The sequence below is a fragment of the Chromobacterium sp. Ag138 genome (assembly GCF_055181315.1).
This window is the reverse complement of sequence record NZ_JBUPWA010000001.1, coordinates 826,492-840,288: the sequence shown is the minus strand read 5'-3', so window position 1 is coordinate 840,288 and position 13,797 is coordinate 826,492. Positions and strand designations below refer to the sequence as shown.

At 58.3% G+C, this 13,797-nt stretch carries 14 protein-coding genes; 7 read left to right on the top strand and 7 right to left on the bottom strand.

What is annotated here, in order from left to right; genetic code table 11:
- Positions 1 to 495: ATP-binding cassette domain-containing protein (locus tag ACY3GB_RS03495; RefSeq protein ID WP_463087512.1), on the top strand; the 495-nt coding region annotated here is incomplete at its 5' end.
- Positions 496 to 553: 58 nt separating this feature from the next.
- On the opposite strand, the gene ACY3GB_RS03490 is transcribed toward ACY3GB_RS03495, so the two are convergent.
- Positions 554 to 928, bottom strand: a complete 375-nt coding sequence (locus ACY3GB_RS03490; protein ID WP_463087511.1) for a hypothetical protein — start codon at positions 926 to 928, stop codon at positions 554 to 556.
- A 188-nt stretch (positions 929 to 1,116) separates the two neighbouring features.
- Between ACY3GB_RS03490 and ACY3GB_RS03485 the strand changes: the two genes are divergently transcribed.
- On the top strand, positions 1,117 to 1,419 hold the full coding sequence (locus tag ACY3GB_RS03485) for a hypothetical protein (RefSeq protein WP_463087510.1): 303 nt from the start codon (positions 1,117 to 1,119) through the stop codon (positions 1,417 to 1,419).
- Between the two features lie 4 nt (positions 1,420 to 1,423).
- Here the strand turns inward: ACY3GB_RS03485 and ACY3GB_RS03480 are convergent, their stop codons facing one another.
- Entirely contained in the window at positions 1,424 to 2,305 is an 882-nt protein-coding gene (locus ACY3GB_RS03480) for a LysR family transcriptional regulator (protein ID WP_463087509.1), read from the bottom strand.
- Positions 2,306 to 2,394: 89 nt separating this feature from the next.
- Between ACY3GB_RS03480 and ACY3GB_RS03475 the strand changes: the two genes are divergently transcribed.
- Positions 2,395 to 2,844 (top strand): multidrug/biocide efflux PACE transporter, encoded by a 450-nt coding sequence (locus ACY3GB_RS03475; RefSeq protein WP_463087508.1) that lies wholly within the window; start codon positions 2,395 to 2,397, stop codon positions 2,842 to 2,844.
- A 3-nt stretch (positions 2,845 to 2,847) separates the two neighbouring features.
- On the top strand, positions 2,848 to 3,180 hold the full coding sequence (locus ACY3GB_RS03470; RefSeq protein ID WP_463087507.1) for an SMR family transporter: 333 nt from the start codon (positions 2,848 to 2,850) through the stop codon (positions 3,178 to 3,180).
- 19 nt (positions 3,181 to 3,199) lie between these two features.
- Here ACY3GB_RS03470 and ACY3GB_RS03465 read toward each other — a convergent pair whose 3' ends face one another.
- Together ACY3GB_RS03465 and ACY3GB_RS03460 are read right to left on the bottom strand one after the other, a co-directional pair.
- Complete coding sequence (locus ACY3GB_RS03465; RefSeq protein WP_463087506.1) at positions 3,200 to 4,261, bottom strand: type 1 periplasmic-binding domain-containing protein; 1,062 nt, start codon at positions 4,259 to 4,261, stop codon at positions 3,200 to 3,202.
- A 129-nt stretch (positions 4,262 to 4,390) separates the two neighbouring features.
- Positions 4,391 to 6,310, bottom strand: coding sequence for an amidohydrolase (locus ACY3GB_RS03460; RefSeq protein WP_463087505.1), 1,920 nt, complete (start codon positions 6,308 to 6,310; stop codon positions 4,391 to 4,393).
- A 251-nt stretch (positions 6,311 to 6,561) separates the two neighbouring features.
- On the opposite strand from ACY3GB_RS03460, the gene ACY3GB_RS03455 reads away from it, so the two are divergent.
- Entirely contained in the window at positions 6,562 to 9,381 is a 2,820-nt protein-coding gene (locus ACY3GB_RS03455; protein WP_463087504.1) for a valine--tRNA ligase, read from the top strand.
- A 107-nt stretch (positions 9,382 to 9,488) separates the two neighbouring features.
- A complete protein-coding gene (locus tag ACY3GB_RS03450) occupies positions 9,489 to 10,481 on the top strand; it encodes a hypothetical protein (RefSeq protein ID WP_463087503.1) in 993 nt (330 codons plus the stop codon).
- Positions 10,482 to 10,865: 384 nt separating this feature from the next.
- On the opposite strand, the gene ACY3GB_RS03445 is transcribed toward ACY3GB_RS03450, so the two are convergent.
- The 3 genes from ACY3GB_RS03445 to ACY3GB_RS03435 are packed head-to-tail and all read right to left on the bottom strand — an operon-like array spanning position 10,866 to position 12,602.
- On the bottom strand, positions 10,866 to 11,381 hold the full coding sequence (locus tag ACY3GB_RS03445; RefSeq protein ID WP_463087502.1) for a hypothetical protein: 516 nt from the start codon (positions 11,379 to 11,381) through the stop codon (positions 10,866 to 10,868).
- Complete coding sequence (locus ACY3GB_RS03440) at positions 11,378 to 11,959, bottom strand: transglycosylase SLT domain-containing protein (protein ID WP_463087501.1); 582 nt, start codon at positions 11,957 to 11,959, stop codon at positions 11,378 to 11,380. Before ACY3GB_RS03440 ends, ACY3GB_RS03445 begins: the two co-directional genes overlap by 4 nt.
- A 1-nt stretch (position 11,960) precedes the next feature.
- Positions 11,961 to 12,602 (bottom strand): PAAR domain-containing protein, encoded by a 642-nt coding sequence (locus ACY3GB_RS03435; protein ID WP_463087500.1) that lies wholly within the window; start codon positions 12,600 to 12,602, stop codon positions 11,961 to 11,963.
- Between the two features lie 274 nt (positions 12,603 to 12,876).
- Here ACY3GB_RS03435 and ACY3GB_RS03430 point away from each other — a divergent pair, with 274 nt between their 5' ends.
- Entirely contained in the window at positions 12,877 to 13,551 is a 675-nt protein-coding gene (locus ACY3GB_RS03430; RefSeq protein WP_463087499.1) for a BRO-N domain-containing protein, read from the top strand.
- Positions 13,552 to 13,797: the final 246 nt, after the last annotated feature.

Genomic DNA, 13,797 nt, shown 5'->3' with positions numbered 1-13,797 from the left:
CCGCGCTTCACGGTGGAGCAGATCCTGACCGAGCCGATGCAGCTGCACGGCATCGGCCAGGACGCTGGCCAGCGCCGCAAGCTGGCGCAGGAGCTGTTGGACAAGGTGGGGCTGGCGGCCGGCGCGCTGGCCAAGTACCCGCACGAGTTCTCCGGCGGGCAGCGGCAGCGGATCGCGATCGCGCGCTGCCTGACTTTGAAGCCGGAAGTGCTGATCTGCGACGAATCGGTGTCGGCGTTGGACGTGTCGGTGCAGGCGCAGGTGTTGAACCTGCTGCAGGACCTGCAGGACGAGTACAAGCTGTCGTACCTGTTCATTTCGCACGATCTGGCGGTGGTGAAGCACATCTCGGACCAGGTGCTGGTGATGAACAAGGGCAGGGTGGTGGAGCAGGCGGACGCGGACGTGATCTACCGCGAGCCGCGGGACGGCTACACCAAGAAGCTGCTGGGGGCGATTCCGCAGGGCTGGAGCCCGTCGCTGGCGCCGGCGTAGCGCCTTGGATGGTTGTGAGGACAAGCCGGCCCGGGTGGGCCGGCTTTTTGTTTGCGCCTCAGCTGTCGGCGAAATCCATGACCATGCTCCATGGCGTTTGCTGGCTGATGGAGTAGGCGATCTTGGCTTCGCCGCCGCCATCCGTCACGTCCAGCAGGCCGCTGTCTTCATCCTGGCCTATGGTCAGCTGGTAGAATCCGTCGCCGCCGTAGTCGTAGTCCGGGCCGTCGGCGAAGATCACGCCCATCATGTACGCATTGCCGGGGCCGCTCCAGTCCACGCTGATCCGGGCCGCGCGGTCAGGCTCCAGCGCGTAGCCGCGCGGCAAGGGTTTGTCGTCCAGCAATAGCTCCTGGTCGTCCCAGTTTGGATCGCTGTCGATGTATATGGCGCGGCTGGAGTGGTTTTTCACTGTCACGACGGGTGAGCTCATCTGTTTTCTCCTTGCGGGAAGAGTCGCGTTATTTGGCGGATTGGCGCTTGATAGAATAGGCGGGATGTGGGGGCGGGTTGGTCTGCGCCACTCTTTCGGACAGGCATTGCCGACTGCGGCCATAGGATAGTGGCGAGTCATTTCATTGATGGCTCGCCAAGCGCGGGACAAGACAAAAGGAGAGGAAAATGACGGGATGGATGATGATGGCCGGCGTCGCCTTGATGGGGTCATGCATGGCGCAGGCGGCGGAGACGCCTGTCTTGCCGGATGGCGCTTATGGATTCGACTGGTATGGCCCCACCCCTTGCCGCAAGATAGGCAAGGCGGATTTGCGGCGCTTTCAAACCTGCGAGAATGGCGGCAGCGGCTTTGGCCATGTGCAGCCGCTGTTGACCTGTCGCCATGGCAAGAACGACGAATGGGTGATTTACGCCAACAAGGCGCAATGCCGGGAGGAGCACGAGACGATGGAGGCCAACGCGCCGTGATCCTCTAGTCCGTCTTGGACCATTTCTCTCCGCCGGCCAATTGCCGCAGCAGCCATCCCGCCGCCGCGCCCAGCGGGCGGTGGGCGGCCCATACCAGGTCCACCGGCATCCGTTTGGGCCAGCCGGCCACATCCAGCTGCTTAAGCTCGCCGCCGCCAAAGCTTTTCACCAGCCAGCACGGCAGCTCGGCCCAGCCCACGCCCAGGCGCGCCATGTCCAGCAGCATCAGATAACTGGGCGCGTACCATTGCCGTTGGCCGGTGCGCGCGGGGCTTTTATCGTTGTAGGTGTTGAGCCGCAACTGGCGGTGCAGGGCCAGTTGCTGTTCGTCGACGCGGTCCATTTCCACCAGCGGATGCCGATATGCGGCGTACAGGGCCAGCTCGCTGGCCTCGCGCTGGCGCTGGTGGCGGATGTCCGGCGGGTAATGGTCCAGCGCGCCGACCAGGCCCAGCTGGGCGCGGCCGGACAAGATCAGGTCTAGCACGTCTTCCTGCTCCCCGGCCAGGCACTCCAGCTCCAGCAGCGGGTAGCGCGCTTCCAGTCGGCAAGCGACGTTTTCCAGCGTTTCGGACTGGAAGGTGTCGGACAGCACGATGGTGAGCCGGCTTTCCACGCCGGCGCTCAGCTGTTCCGCCTGCCGTTGCATGTCTTGGCTGGCGGTCATGACTTGGCGCGCTTGCGGCAGCAGCAGCCGGCCGGCCGGGGTGAGCGTGGGCGTCCGGGTGCCGCGGTCGAACAGCGGGTTGCCCAGGTCGATTTCCAGATTAGCGATGGCCTCGCTGATGGTGGACTGGCTCTTGCCCAGCCGCCTGGCGGCAGCGGAGAAGGAGCCGAGGTCGGCGGCGTACACGAAGGCGGAGAGAGCGTCGACGGAAAGAGTCATATCGGCTTAACCGATGAATGGTATTTTTATAGTATCCGAAAACCCAATCATAATGCCAAGCATTGAATTTCAGCATTAGGGAGAAGTCAATGCAAATGACAAACAAGAAACTGGGCGAACGGGTATTGCACGCCGTGCTGTACGAGGCTTGCGCGATGGCCTTGCTGGTGCCGCTGGCGGCGCTGGTCATGCAGAAAGACATGCTGCACATGGGCGCGTTGGCGTTGATGATGTCGACGGCCGCCATGTTGTGGAACATGGTGTTCAACGCGCTGTTCGAGCGCGTCGAGCGCCGTTTCCAATGGCGTCGCACCGCCGGCGTGCGCTGCCTGCACGCGCTAGGTTTCGAGGGCGGACTGGTGGTGTTGTTGGTGCCGTTGGCAGCCTGGTGGCTGAACAGCAGCTACTGGCAGGCTTTCTTGCTGGATCTGGGCTTCTTTGTTTTTTTCCTGCCTTATACGTATGTGTTCAACTGGCTGTACGACTATCTGCGCGAGCGTTTTGTCGCCCGCCGGAGCCTGTCGGCCGCTGTGGAGTGATTGATGAAAGTCTGGCTGTTCCTGATGGGGGCCATCCTGTCCGAGGTGGTGGCCACCTCCGCCTTGAAGGCCTCGGATGGCTTTACCCGGCTGTGGCCGTCCTTGCTGACCGCAGGCGGCTATGTGCTGGCCTTCTACCTGTTGTCGCAGACCCTGCGCCATATTCCGGTGGGCGTCGCCTACGCGCTGTGGTCCGGCATCGGCATCGTGCTGGTATCGCTGATCGCCTGGCTGCTGTACGGCCAGAAATTGGACTTGGCCGCGGTGGCAGGCATGGGGTTGATCATCGCCGGCGTGGCGGTGATCAATCTGTTCTCAAAAGCATCCGCGCATTGACGGTTCCGCTTCGCCCGGCTTAGCGCGTGCCTTTCAGCCAGATGGCGAGATAGGCGCGCCGGTAGGCCGAATCGTCCTCGATGTCTCCGTCGCGGCCATGGCTCAGCAGCCGTTCCTGCGTGACCAGTATCGGTTTGCTGACGAAGCCGCTGGGCGGCTGGCGGGCGAAGCCGCGGTTCAGTTCGTCTGCCATCTGCCAGCCTTGTTGGTTGCAAGGTTCGGCCACGGTGGCCTTTTGCTGCGAAATGCCCTCGCGGATGCGGTTCATCGCCGAATTGGAGCCATCGCCGGCAGATATGTTGACGATGTCTGCCCGCCCGGCCTGGTGCAGCGGGAAGTTGATGTTGTCGTAGTAGAGGTCGTTGATGGCGAGGGTGTGCGTCCACGCCTTGCCGTATTGCCGCGCCAGCTCCGGCACCAGCTTGGGGATGATCTGCGCGGTCTGGCTCAGGTCCACATCGCGCACGGCCAGCACCTTGCAGCGTTTGCAGCGCTCCAGCGCCGTCTTCATCGCCTGGGCCTTGCGCATGGCGATGGAAAAGTGGGAATCGGTGAAGATGACTGCGCCCATCGGCCCCGCGCTGCTGCCTATCGCGTAGTCCACCGCGGTTTGAGCGACGGCCAGCGGATCGGTGGAGATGTTGGCGAACAGCTCGGCGTTGGGGCCGGGGGCGCTGCCGGCATGCCAGCCCACCGCGACCTTGCCCATCTGCTTCAGCATGGCCAGTTCCAGATGGTAGCCGGCGCTGTCGGCGCCGATCAGCGCCACCCCGGCGATATCATTGGCCGTAGCCTGCAGCAGCAGTTGTTCGCGCACTGCGTCGTTGCTGCTTTTGGCGTCGGCCACTTTCACTTGCCAATGCAGATAGCCTGCGGCGTTCAGGAAGCTGCGGGTGGTTTTGGAAATGCCGCCGTTGCGCAGGTCGTAGGCGATCAAGAGTACATGACGGCCGGTCTGGGCCGGCGGCCCGGAGACGGGGGCGACGGCGTCCGGCAAGGCGGCGTTCGTAGAGCAGGCCGGCCAGACTGTTGTTAGAGCCAGGATGAGACACCGGGTGGCGCGGACAAGCGGTGTGGCCATGTGGACTCCGGCAAGGCGCGGGGCGGCGAGGAGGCGGCTCCATGCTCAAATATAGCAAGCTGCCTGTCCGTTGCTGGACAGGCCGCTTCGCTCAGGAATGCGGCCACTCGGCCGCATTTGGCGGTACGCTTATTGCGTGTCGGTGTTTCTATATACCCGCGCGCCGCCTCGCCAGGTTTCCAGAACGGGGATATCGCGCAGGTTTTCCACATTTACATCCAGCGGATCTTGCTTCAATACCACTAGGTCGGCCAGTTTGCCGACCTCCAGCGAGCCAACCAAGTGATCCATATGGCACTGCCACGCCGCGTCCAGCGTCACCGCGCGCAGCGCCTGCAGGCGGTTGAGGCATTCGTCCGGGTTCAGTACCGGTTTTTCCTCTCCCGGCGCGCCTTCCATTTTGCGGTAGTTGGCCTGCTCCGCCATGCGCAACGGACCCAGCGGCGAGACGAAATGGTCCGAGTGCAGGCTGATCCGCATGCCGGCGTCCAGCGCAGATTTGCAGCGGTCCAGCAGTTCGGTACGGGTTTCGCCGAAAATGTTCTGTTGGAAGGTGTAGCCCCAATAGCCGACATGGCCGATCAGGAAGCTGGGCGAAATGCCCAGTTTGGCCATGCGGTGCAAAGCGGCGTCGGTCAGCAGCGAAGCGTGCTCGACTCGGGGCCGCAATCCGGCGACATCCGCCCCAGTTGCTTCGATGGCCTGCTGGTAGCTATTCAGCACCAGCTCCATCGCATGGTCGCCGTTGGCATGGACCAGTACTGGCCAGCCGCCTTTCAAGGCTTGTTTCAGATAGACGTCCAGCTCGATTTCCGACGACTCTTCTTCCGAGCAGCATCCCTCATGAGGCCGCTTGAAGTTGTACAGGCCAGTGTCCTGCACGTGAGGGACCTTATGGCAGACGCCATTTGGGTCCGGTTGGTCGATGTACAGATACGGCTGGTACTGTAAGCCGGTCAAGCCCTGGTTGGAGCCGTCCGCCACCAGCTTCAGCGCCTTGATCATGAAGCTGCTGTCCTCCTGCTTGTTGAGATCGGGCTTGAACTCGCGCATCCATTTCGACATTTGCGTCAGCTCGTTGGAGAAGAGCGCCGCACAGATTCGTACCGGAGACAGGTTGAGCTTGGCCAGCGTTTCCAGCAGCAGCACCTCGACTTCCTTGAGCGAGGAGCCCACGCCGGCGTCCATCACCGTGGTGATGCCTCGGCTGGATGCCTCTTGCAGCACCGGCAGCAGGTTGGAGACCAAATTCTCCAGCAGCATGGGTTTGGGAATGGCTTTGAGAAGGGGTTCGATGTTGGCTTCGGTGAAAACGCCTTGGCTATCATCAATGACCTTGTCGGAAATATTGGCTGCCTTCATGGCCACAGTGTTGGCGTAACCGATATGGCCGGAGGAGTTGAGCAGGAAGATGGCGATGTTCTCGCCCGGCTCAGTTAACGCATCCAGCTGGTGCATATCGATATTGGTCCATACCTTCATCAAGGAGGGGTCAACACCGAAGCCGGTCAGCCAAGTGATTCCTTTTGGCCTCTTGTCCCGGATGGCATGAATCCTTGCTCGCAAGATGCCTTCGATGTATTTGGAGCCGTAGTCCGGAACTAAACGCTGAGACTCCGGATGGGATTTATCATGCTCGCCAAACGGCCCTAATTGCAGCCAGCCCTGGAAAATGGCGCTGGGCACGATGTGCAGGTGGGCATCGATCAGGCCGGGGATCAGGGTGGCGTTATGCAAGTCGATCGTGCGGTAAGGATGATGGCTGGCCATCTCGGTTTTCACCTCTTCCAGCGAGCCGAGCGCGACGATGCGGCCGCCAGCCATGCCCAGTGCTTCCACCTGATCCGGGCCGGACGCGGCCAGCGGGTGGATGGTGCCGCCGTGGAAAATCGCGTTTTCCTTGTGCGGAAGAGGCGGGAAGCTTTTGGCATCGTCGGCGAATGCCTCCAACTGCTTCAGCCAGTCGTCCTGGCCCTGCTGCGTGTGGGCCAGGGCGCCGAGCAGGGGCAGGGTGCAACATGCGCAACCAAGGTGATGATCGTGACTCATGCAATTCTCCTCGTCAGGTGTGGGCATGCATTGATGACTTTGTCATCAATGCATATGTTATATTAATTAAAAGCAATTTCAATTGAATTGCGGTGGCGCAGCTTGTTTGGACAGAGGAGAGGGCGGAGGCGGGCGTGATGCGAGCAGCTTGCGCGGATTGCGCCGTTATTGGGCAAGAGGGGTCGGAGCGCAGGTCAAAACCGGGTATAATCGACCCATTTTTTCCATCCAGAAAACCAAGATTCAGCACCATGGAACAACTTGCCAAGAGCTATGAACCGGGCGACCTCGAGCGCCGCTGGTATCAACACTGGGAACAGGCCGGCTACTTCAAGCCGAGCATGGACACCTCCAAGCCGTCCTTCGCCATCCAGCTGCCGCCGCCCAATGTGACCGGCACGTTGCACATGGGCCACGCCTTCAACCAGACCATCATGGATGGCCTGACCCGCTTCTACCGGATGAAGGGCCACAACACCGTATGGGTGCCGGGCACCGACCACGCCGGCATCGCCACCCAGATCGTGGTGGAGCGCCAGCTGGCCGACCAGGGCCTGAACCGCCACGATATGGGCCGCGAAGCCTTCACCAGCAAGATCTGGGAATGGAAGGAAAAGTCCGGCGGCACTATCACCAGCCAGATGCGCCGCGTCGGCTGCTCGGTGGATTGGGACCGCGAATACTTCACCATGGACGACGTCCGCGCCGAGGTGGTGACCGAAGTCTTCGTCCGCCTGTACGAGCAAGGCCTGATCTACCGCGGCAAGCGTCTGTCCAACTGGGACGCCAAGCTGGGCACCGCCATCTCCGACCTCGAAGTGGTTTCCGAGGAAGAAGACGGCCACATGTGGCACATCAAGTACCCGGTGGTGGGTAGCGACGAGTTCGTCACCGTCGCCACCACCCGTCCGGAAACCCTGCTGGGCGACGTGGCCGTGGCCATCGCCCCGGACGACGAGCGCTATCTGCACCTGGTGGGCAAGCAGCTTGAGCTGCCGCTCACTGGCCGCACCATCCCGGTGATCGCCGACGAGTACGTGGATAAAGAGTTTGGCACCGGCTTCGTCAAGATCACCCCGGCGCACGATTTCAACGATTACGAAGTGGGCAAGCGCCACAACACCCAGCTGATCAATGTGATGAGCCTGGAAGCCAAGATTCTGGCCAAGGCGCAGATCTTCGGCTTCGACGGCGCCGCCCAAGGCACCATCGAGCTGCCGGCCGCCTACGCCGGCCTCACGGCCCAGGAGGCGCGCAAGGCCATGCTGGCCGATCTGCAAGCCCAGGGCCTGCTGCTGGACACCAAGCCGCACAAGCTGATGGTGCCGCGCGGCGACCGCACCGGCACCGTGATCGAGCCGCTCTTGACCGATCAATGGTTCGTGGCCATGAATAAAGTCGCCGAAGGCGACGCCACCGGCCAATCCATCGCCGCCAAGGCGATTGAAGCCGTGGAATCCGGCGAAGTGCGCTTCGTGCCGGAAAACTGGGTCAACACCTACAACCAGTGGATGAAGAACATCCAGGACTGGTGCATCTCCCGCCAGCTGTGGTGGGGCCACCAGATCCCGGCCTGGTACGACGAAGACGGCAATATCTACGTCGGCCGCACCGAAGCGGAAGCCCAGGCCAAAGCCCCGGGCAAGACGCTGCGCCGCGAGCAGGACGTGCTGGACACCTGGTTTAGCTCCGCCCTGGTGCCGTTCTCCACCCTGGGCTGGCCGGAAGAAACGCCGGACCTGAAAGCCTTCCTCACCTCCAACGTGCTGGTGACCGGCTACGAAATCATCTTCTTCTGGGTGGCCCGGATGATCATGATGACCAAGCACTTCACCGGCAAGGTGCCGTTCAAGGATGTCTACATCCACGGCATGGTGCGCGATCACGAAGGCAAGAAGATGTCGAAGTCCGAGGGCAACGTCATCGACCCGGTGGACCTGATCGACGGCATCGCGCTGGAGCCGCTGGTGGAAAAGCGCACCACCGGCCTGCGCCGCCCGGAAAAGGCCCCGGCCATCGCCAAGGCCACCGAGAAGCTGTTCCCGGAAGGCATCCCGGCTTACGGCACGGATGCGCTGCGCTTCACCATGGCCAGCTACGCTACGCTGGGCCGCTCGGTCAACTTCGACTTCAAGCGCGCCGAAGGCTACCGCAACTTCTGCAACAAGCTGTGGAACGCCACCCGCTTCGTGATGATGAACGTGGACGGCAAGGACTGCGGCCAGGACGAAAGCCTGCCGCTGGAATACAGCTTTGTGGACCAATGGATCATCGGCCGCCTGCAACAGGCCGAGATCGACGTCACCAACGCGCTGGAAACCTACCGCTTCGACATCGCCGCCCAGGTGATCTACGAATTCATCTGGAACGAGTACTGCGACTGGTACGTGGAACTGGCCAAGGTGCAGATCCAGGGCGGCAACGAAGCCCAGCAGCGCGCCACTCGCCGCACCCTGGTGCGCGTGCTGGAAGTGGCGCTGCGCCTGAACCACCCGCTGATGCCCTTCATCACCGAAGAGCTGTGGCAGACCGTGGCCCCGCTGGCCAACGCCAAGAAGGCAGACTCGCTGATGCTGGCCCCGTGGCCGGTGGCTGACGAATCCAAGATCAGCGCCGCAGCCAACGCCCGCATGGACGCGTTCAAGGACATGGTCAACGCGGTGCGCAATCTGCGCGGCGAAATGGGCATCGGCCCGGCCGTCAAGGCCCCGCTGTTCATCGAAACCGCAGACGTGTCCATCGCCGGCTTCGTGCCTTACCTGAAGCTGCTGGCCCGTCTGACCGAAGGCACGCTGGTGGCCAAGCTGCCGGAAGACGACGCCCCGGTGGCGATGTCCGGCGAAGCGCGCCTGATGCTGAAGGTGGAAGTGGACAAAGCCGCCGAAACCGCGCGCCTGACCAAGGAGCAGGGCAAGGTGGAAGCCGAACTGGCCAAGCTGACCGCCAAGCTGGAGAAGCCGGGTTACGTGGACAAGGCACCGGCGCATTTGGTTGAGCGCGACAAGGTTCAGTTGGCTGAGCTGAATGACAAGTTGGAGAAGGTGAAGGCGCAGCTTGTGAAGCTGGCTTGATAGTCAAACGTCATCTATGATAAAACCCCGTCATCGAAAGGTGACGGGGTTTTTTGTATTAGATCTTGGAATTTATATGTTTTAAAACTTTTAGACAGGGGGTTGAAATGAGTAAATTAATTGACTCTGACCCAAGAGGTGTCGCTCCTCAGGTCCAGGGGGAGTTGTTGGATTTATATTTTCAAATCCATGAAAAAGTTAATGCTAGAGGCGATGAGGTTTCTAAGTCTTATTCTAAAGATATGGTGGTTGAGTTTTCTGATGTGGATGATTTGCATAAAAAGACTATTCAAACGATTAATTCGTTTAGTCCTGCAGGAGGTGCTGTGGGGGAGCTTGTCGCCGTTTCCTATTGTGAAGGTGAGGTGGAGAAATTTAGTACATTTGAAAAGTTTCGCAGTGGAAATTCGGCCAAGTCAGCTGCAACAGCAGAGATTGTTTTGGCTTATAATTTCTCAATCTTTGATGATTTGGGGAAAAATTTTGAGAAATATAAAGTTGTAATTCATATTAAGTCTAGACTTGCTGAATTGAAGCAATTTGAGGAGGAGCCACCTTCATTTATTCCACAGGAGATTTTGGCAAATTTCGTCACAAAGACAGCAATAATTACAATTCATTATGAAGATTATGTAAAAGCTAGAACTTTTGTTGCAATGTTTGATGAGTGGGTGAAAGGCTGTGCGAGTTCTGAGTCTATTAAGATCTTTTCTAAGGTTAAGCCATATTCACACTTGGTGCCGCGTTTTGGTAAGTTATTGGCATATATCGCACTTTCTTTTTTTGTTGTAAGAGGTATAGATTTAAAAGTTATTGTCGTTGATCTACTTGCAAAGTTTATTGTTGTCTATGCTTCATTTTTTATGGTTGTAGGAGTGCTGTCTGAGACGTTTCTTAGGAGGATTGAAAGGGCAATTGATGGTTATCTCCCGCTATCGTATGTAAAGATTACAAAGGGGGACTGTCGCTTGCTTGATGATTTTCAAAGGCGAAATAGATCTTCATTTCTCTCGTCAATATTTGGCGTGGTAGGTGTTTGCTTGGTTGGTTTGTTTACTAATTTCTCTTATGATTTAATAAAGTATTTTGTTCTGAAGTAGTCAAGTAAATGGAATTTTTATTTGGCTATTTATTTTGGTTCCATTTCTTGAGCGGATGCTTGGAGCAGATTCCGTCCGGCTGATGGGTCTATTTCTTTTACTCCTCAAAAAGAAATTAACGAAAGAAAAGGTGGCCCTGGGCGCTTCGAAACCCCGGTCAAAAATAATGCGCTCCAGGCGCGGCTGAACTCGCACCGCGCTAACGTCGCGGTGCTCAAACAGGCGGCCGCTTAAAGCCTGGGACGCATTATTTTGACCGGCTCGCGCCAAGGGGGTGGGGCGAGTTGCATCTATTCTATGATGGGGTAAGAATGGTGACAAGATAGGTCCTATTCGGCCCAAGCTATACGGGCAAGGTACTTTAGCCTGTTTGGTTGAGCCGTTTTATCTATTTAAAATGGTTACTTCGTAGCCGTGCTGGCTGGGCTTGATATCTGTGCCGAAGCTCTCGTCGGACTGTTTTTCATTTCCAGTAAGTTTGTAAACTGTATAGATGTTGCTTGAGTCCCATTTTTTATCAGTCCGGAATATGACTATCATTTCACTGGCCTTGGTATATGCGATGGATGGCCTGATTTTTTCCGCAAAATCTATCCGGCCTTGCTCATTGATTGCCAAACCCTTCATGTAGTTGGATGTGAACTCTCCCGAAACAATAACAGCCTTTTGTTTCTTTCCTGCGCATACTGCCTGAACGTCGCTGCCTCTCGACTCTTCTTCGGTGCTGAAGATGAATTCACGCTTGTTATTGTTTGATTGGATAAAGTAAAGATATGTGTCGGCGACTTTTTTGTCGCGGCTAATGGTGATGGTGTTTTGGTTGGAAAGACGGCAACTTTGCACAGTTTCTGCGTTTGCGCTCAGGGAAAGCAGTACGATTGAAAATAAAAGGTATTTCATTTTACGCCGTCTCTCAATATTTGCATGGATTCTGGATTGTCTTTTAGTTTGTCAGCCATTGCCTTGATTTTTCTGTAATAGACACCGTTTCTAAGCCCTCTGTAATCCTTGTACGCTTCTGATATTGGGTCATCAGCGCCTTTCTTTTTCTGTTTATCAATCAGTATCTGCAAATACTTGGTCCCGGTCTGAATGTTGATGGCATCGTTTAGCAGGGAGGGGCTGTCATGAAAGACATCCGCTTTCTTGAAGGCCTCTTGGTCAGTCAGTCTGTCGCTTCTCGGTTTTTGCATATTTTCCATTCGGTACATTTCCCGGATGGGGGCTTTGAGTAGCTGCATCAACCCTTTGGCGGAGCTATCGCTGTTGTGCGGGTTGGAGTCAAAGCGCGACTCCATGTAAATCTGGCAAATGATCAGATCAGTAGACAAGGATGACTGATTGTTCTTCTCGACCAAGCTGCGGATTTCCTTCAGCCGAACGGTATCGTCTACTCCAACCTTTTGCGGAGCCGTGACGGACTTAGGGGTCAGCTTGTCCTTATGGGAGTGAATTTTCTTTTTTGGTTTGGGGGCCATCTTATTGATCCCAATGCGGATTGATCGGTGTGGGCTCCGGTTCGTATACGTGCAAGGTGACGGAGTCGGCCTCGTCGGACGAAACCTTGGATGTTTTGCCCATGTCGTCAGTTTTGCCGCTGATGGTCTGTCCATTGGCCAATTCGATAGTGTACGGCCAGTTGGGAAGCGGCGCGCCGTTCTTGTCGTGCACAATGAAATGTTGGTCGAACAGCTTCTCGCTCGCGCTGGCTGCTGTTAGCGCGGATGCGATTTGCGCAGGGGAGGGAGTGGCAACTGCGGCAGCGCCTGAGTCGACGTTTATCGTTGACTGTCCCTGCGATGCGATCAAGGTGGCGCCGCAGGAGGTTTTCATTCCTTCGATGGCGACGTTTTTGCCCATGAAGCTTGTATTCGCCGCGCCCTCCACGATCACAAACGTGCCTTTGCACTTTGGACAGCTGACTTTGTGGCCGACGCCTGCTGCAGGTTTGCCAAAGACGATGAGGGTAGGGAAGGCCTCAAGAACGGTGCCGCCATGATCAGTCTTGTCCCCGAGGCGGATAATGGGCTTGCTCATGATCGGTGTTAAGTGAAGGAATATTCTAGGATTTTCCATCAAGTTGCTTGCCGTGCCTGCCTGCCCTTCTTGCCAGTCTTCCAACTGTCATTTACCCGTGACCCTCTTGTGCCTGGGTTCTAGCCTTGTCGAATCGTGTCCAACAGCACGATTGGGTTTGGCGACCCAGACTACACGGCAGGCGTAGCATTGACTATGTCTGCTGTCCTCGTGCGCGTTCATGCAGTCCATGGCGGGCCGGGTGGGGAGACCTCCGGGTCTGCCGGGTCCGTGTAGCCGGTTCGCCAACCCCGCCTTGGCCTGCCACCCTCGTTTGGCGACGTGGGGGCAGTTAGTGAAACTGCACGGAGATTCACTCATGGCACAGTCCATCCACTCACCCGCGTCCCCATCTTTGCGGGAATTCACTTTCCTCGATAAACCCTTCCGTCTCCTGCATCGCCACAACGGCTTGTGGTTTTTTGTCGATGATGTCGCGGCGGCGATCAAGTGCCGCAGTACAGCGGCGCTGCTCAGCAAACTCAACAAAGAAGAAGTCCGAACCATGCCGCTGGGTGGCGGGGAGGTGGTTTGCCTGTCGGAAACCGGCGTGGCCACGGCGATTCGGCGCTATCGCAAGCCGGCGGCGCGGCGCTTTCGGCGTTGGTTGGAGGAGGAGTTGCTGCCAACTTTGCGGCGGGAGGGCGAGGAGGCGCTGACGGCGGATCAGCTGGAGCTGGCCTTGGCTCTGGCAGCGGAGGCCGCGCGGCAGGTGAGCCGGGCGGTGCTGGATGCGGTGTTGGAGAATGGCGAGACGTGCTGGCAGCATAGCCGCTGGCTGGTAACTCTGGACTACGAGCGGCATAACCGCCAAAAACATCCGCTCGGCCGCATGATGGGCCTCAACAGCGCCGTCGCTACCTTGGATGCTCTGGCCGAGCTGATCGCCGTGCCGGACGGCATGCCGGCAACCGATACCGAACTGGTGAAACTGGCTGCCGCATGCCATCTGCGCTTGGCGGAGCGGATGAGCCTGCGGGTGGCGGATGTGTGATGTAGGGTGCGTCACCCCGCCTCTTTGGCGGGGCGACGCACCGCTTGTTTCCACCTTCTTCAATATTGATTCGGCGTGATGTGTTGGCGGTGCGTCGCCCCTGTGGGGTGACGCACCCTACCTGGCTGCATGCCATCTGCGCTTGGCTGAGCGGATGAGCCTGTGGGTCGGCGGTGTATGACTCGTAGGGTGTGTCACCCCGTAGGGGCGACGCACCGATGGGCGACACACCATTTGCGTTGTATA

What these genes read in the sequence shown, in the direction of transcription:
- ACY3GB_RS03490 (WP_463087511.1), bottom strand. Translation starts at nt 928, where the DNA reads ATGAGCTCACCCGTCGTGACAGTGAAAAACCACTCCAGCCGCGCCATA.
- ACY3GB_RS03485 (WP_463087510.1), top strand. Translation starts at nt 1,117, where the DNA reads ATGACGGGATGGATGATGATGGCCGGCGTCGCCTTGATGGGGTCATGC.
- ACY3GB_RS03480 (WP_463087509.1), bottom strand. Translation starts at nt 2,305, where the DNA reads ATGACTCTTTCCGTCGACGCTCTCTCCGCCTTCGTGTACGCCGCCGAC.
- ACY3GB_RS03475 (WP_463087508.1), top strand. Translation starts at nt 2,395, where the DNA reads ATGCAAATGACAAACAAGAAACTGGGCGAACGGGTATTGCACGCCGTG.
- ACY3GB_RS03470 (WP_463087507.1), top strand. Translation starts at nt 2,848, where the DNA reads ATGAAAGTCTGGCTGTTCCTGATGGGGGCCATCCTGTCCGAGGTGGTG.
- ACY3GB_RS03465 (WP_463087506.1), bottom strand. Translation starts at nt 4,261, where the DNA reads ATGGCCACACCGCTTGTCCGCGCCACCCGGTGTCTCATCCTGGCTCTA.
- ACY3GB_RS03460 (WP_463087505.1), bottom strand. Translation starts at nt 6,310, where the DNA reads ATGAGTCACGATCATCACCTTGGTTGCGCATGTTGCACCCTGCCCCTG.
- ACY3GB_RS03455 (WP_463087504.1), top strand. Translation starts at nt 6,562, where the DNA reads ATGGAACAACTTGCCAAGAGCTATGAACCGGGCGACCTCGAGCGCCGC.
- ACY3GB_RS03450 (WP_463087503.1), top strand. Translation starts at nt 9,489, where the DNA reads ATGAGTAAATTAATTGACTCTGACCCAAGAGGTGTCGCTCCTCAGGTC.
- ACY3GB_RS03445 (WP_463087502.1), bottom strand. Translation starts at nt 11,381, where the DNA reads ATGAAATACCTTTTATTTTCAATCGTACTGCTTTCCCTGAGCGCAAAC.
- ACY3GB_RS03440 (WP_463087501.1), bottom strand. Translation starts at nt 11,959, where the DNA reads ATGGCCCCCAAACCAAAAAAGAAAATTCACTCCCATAAGGACAAGCTG.
- ACY3GB_RS03430 (WP_463087499.1), top strand. Translation starts at nt 12,877, where the DNA reads ATGGCACAGTCCATCCACTCACCCGCGTCCCCATCTTTGCGGGAATTC.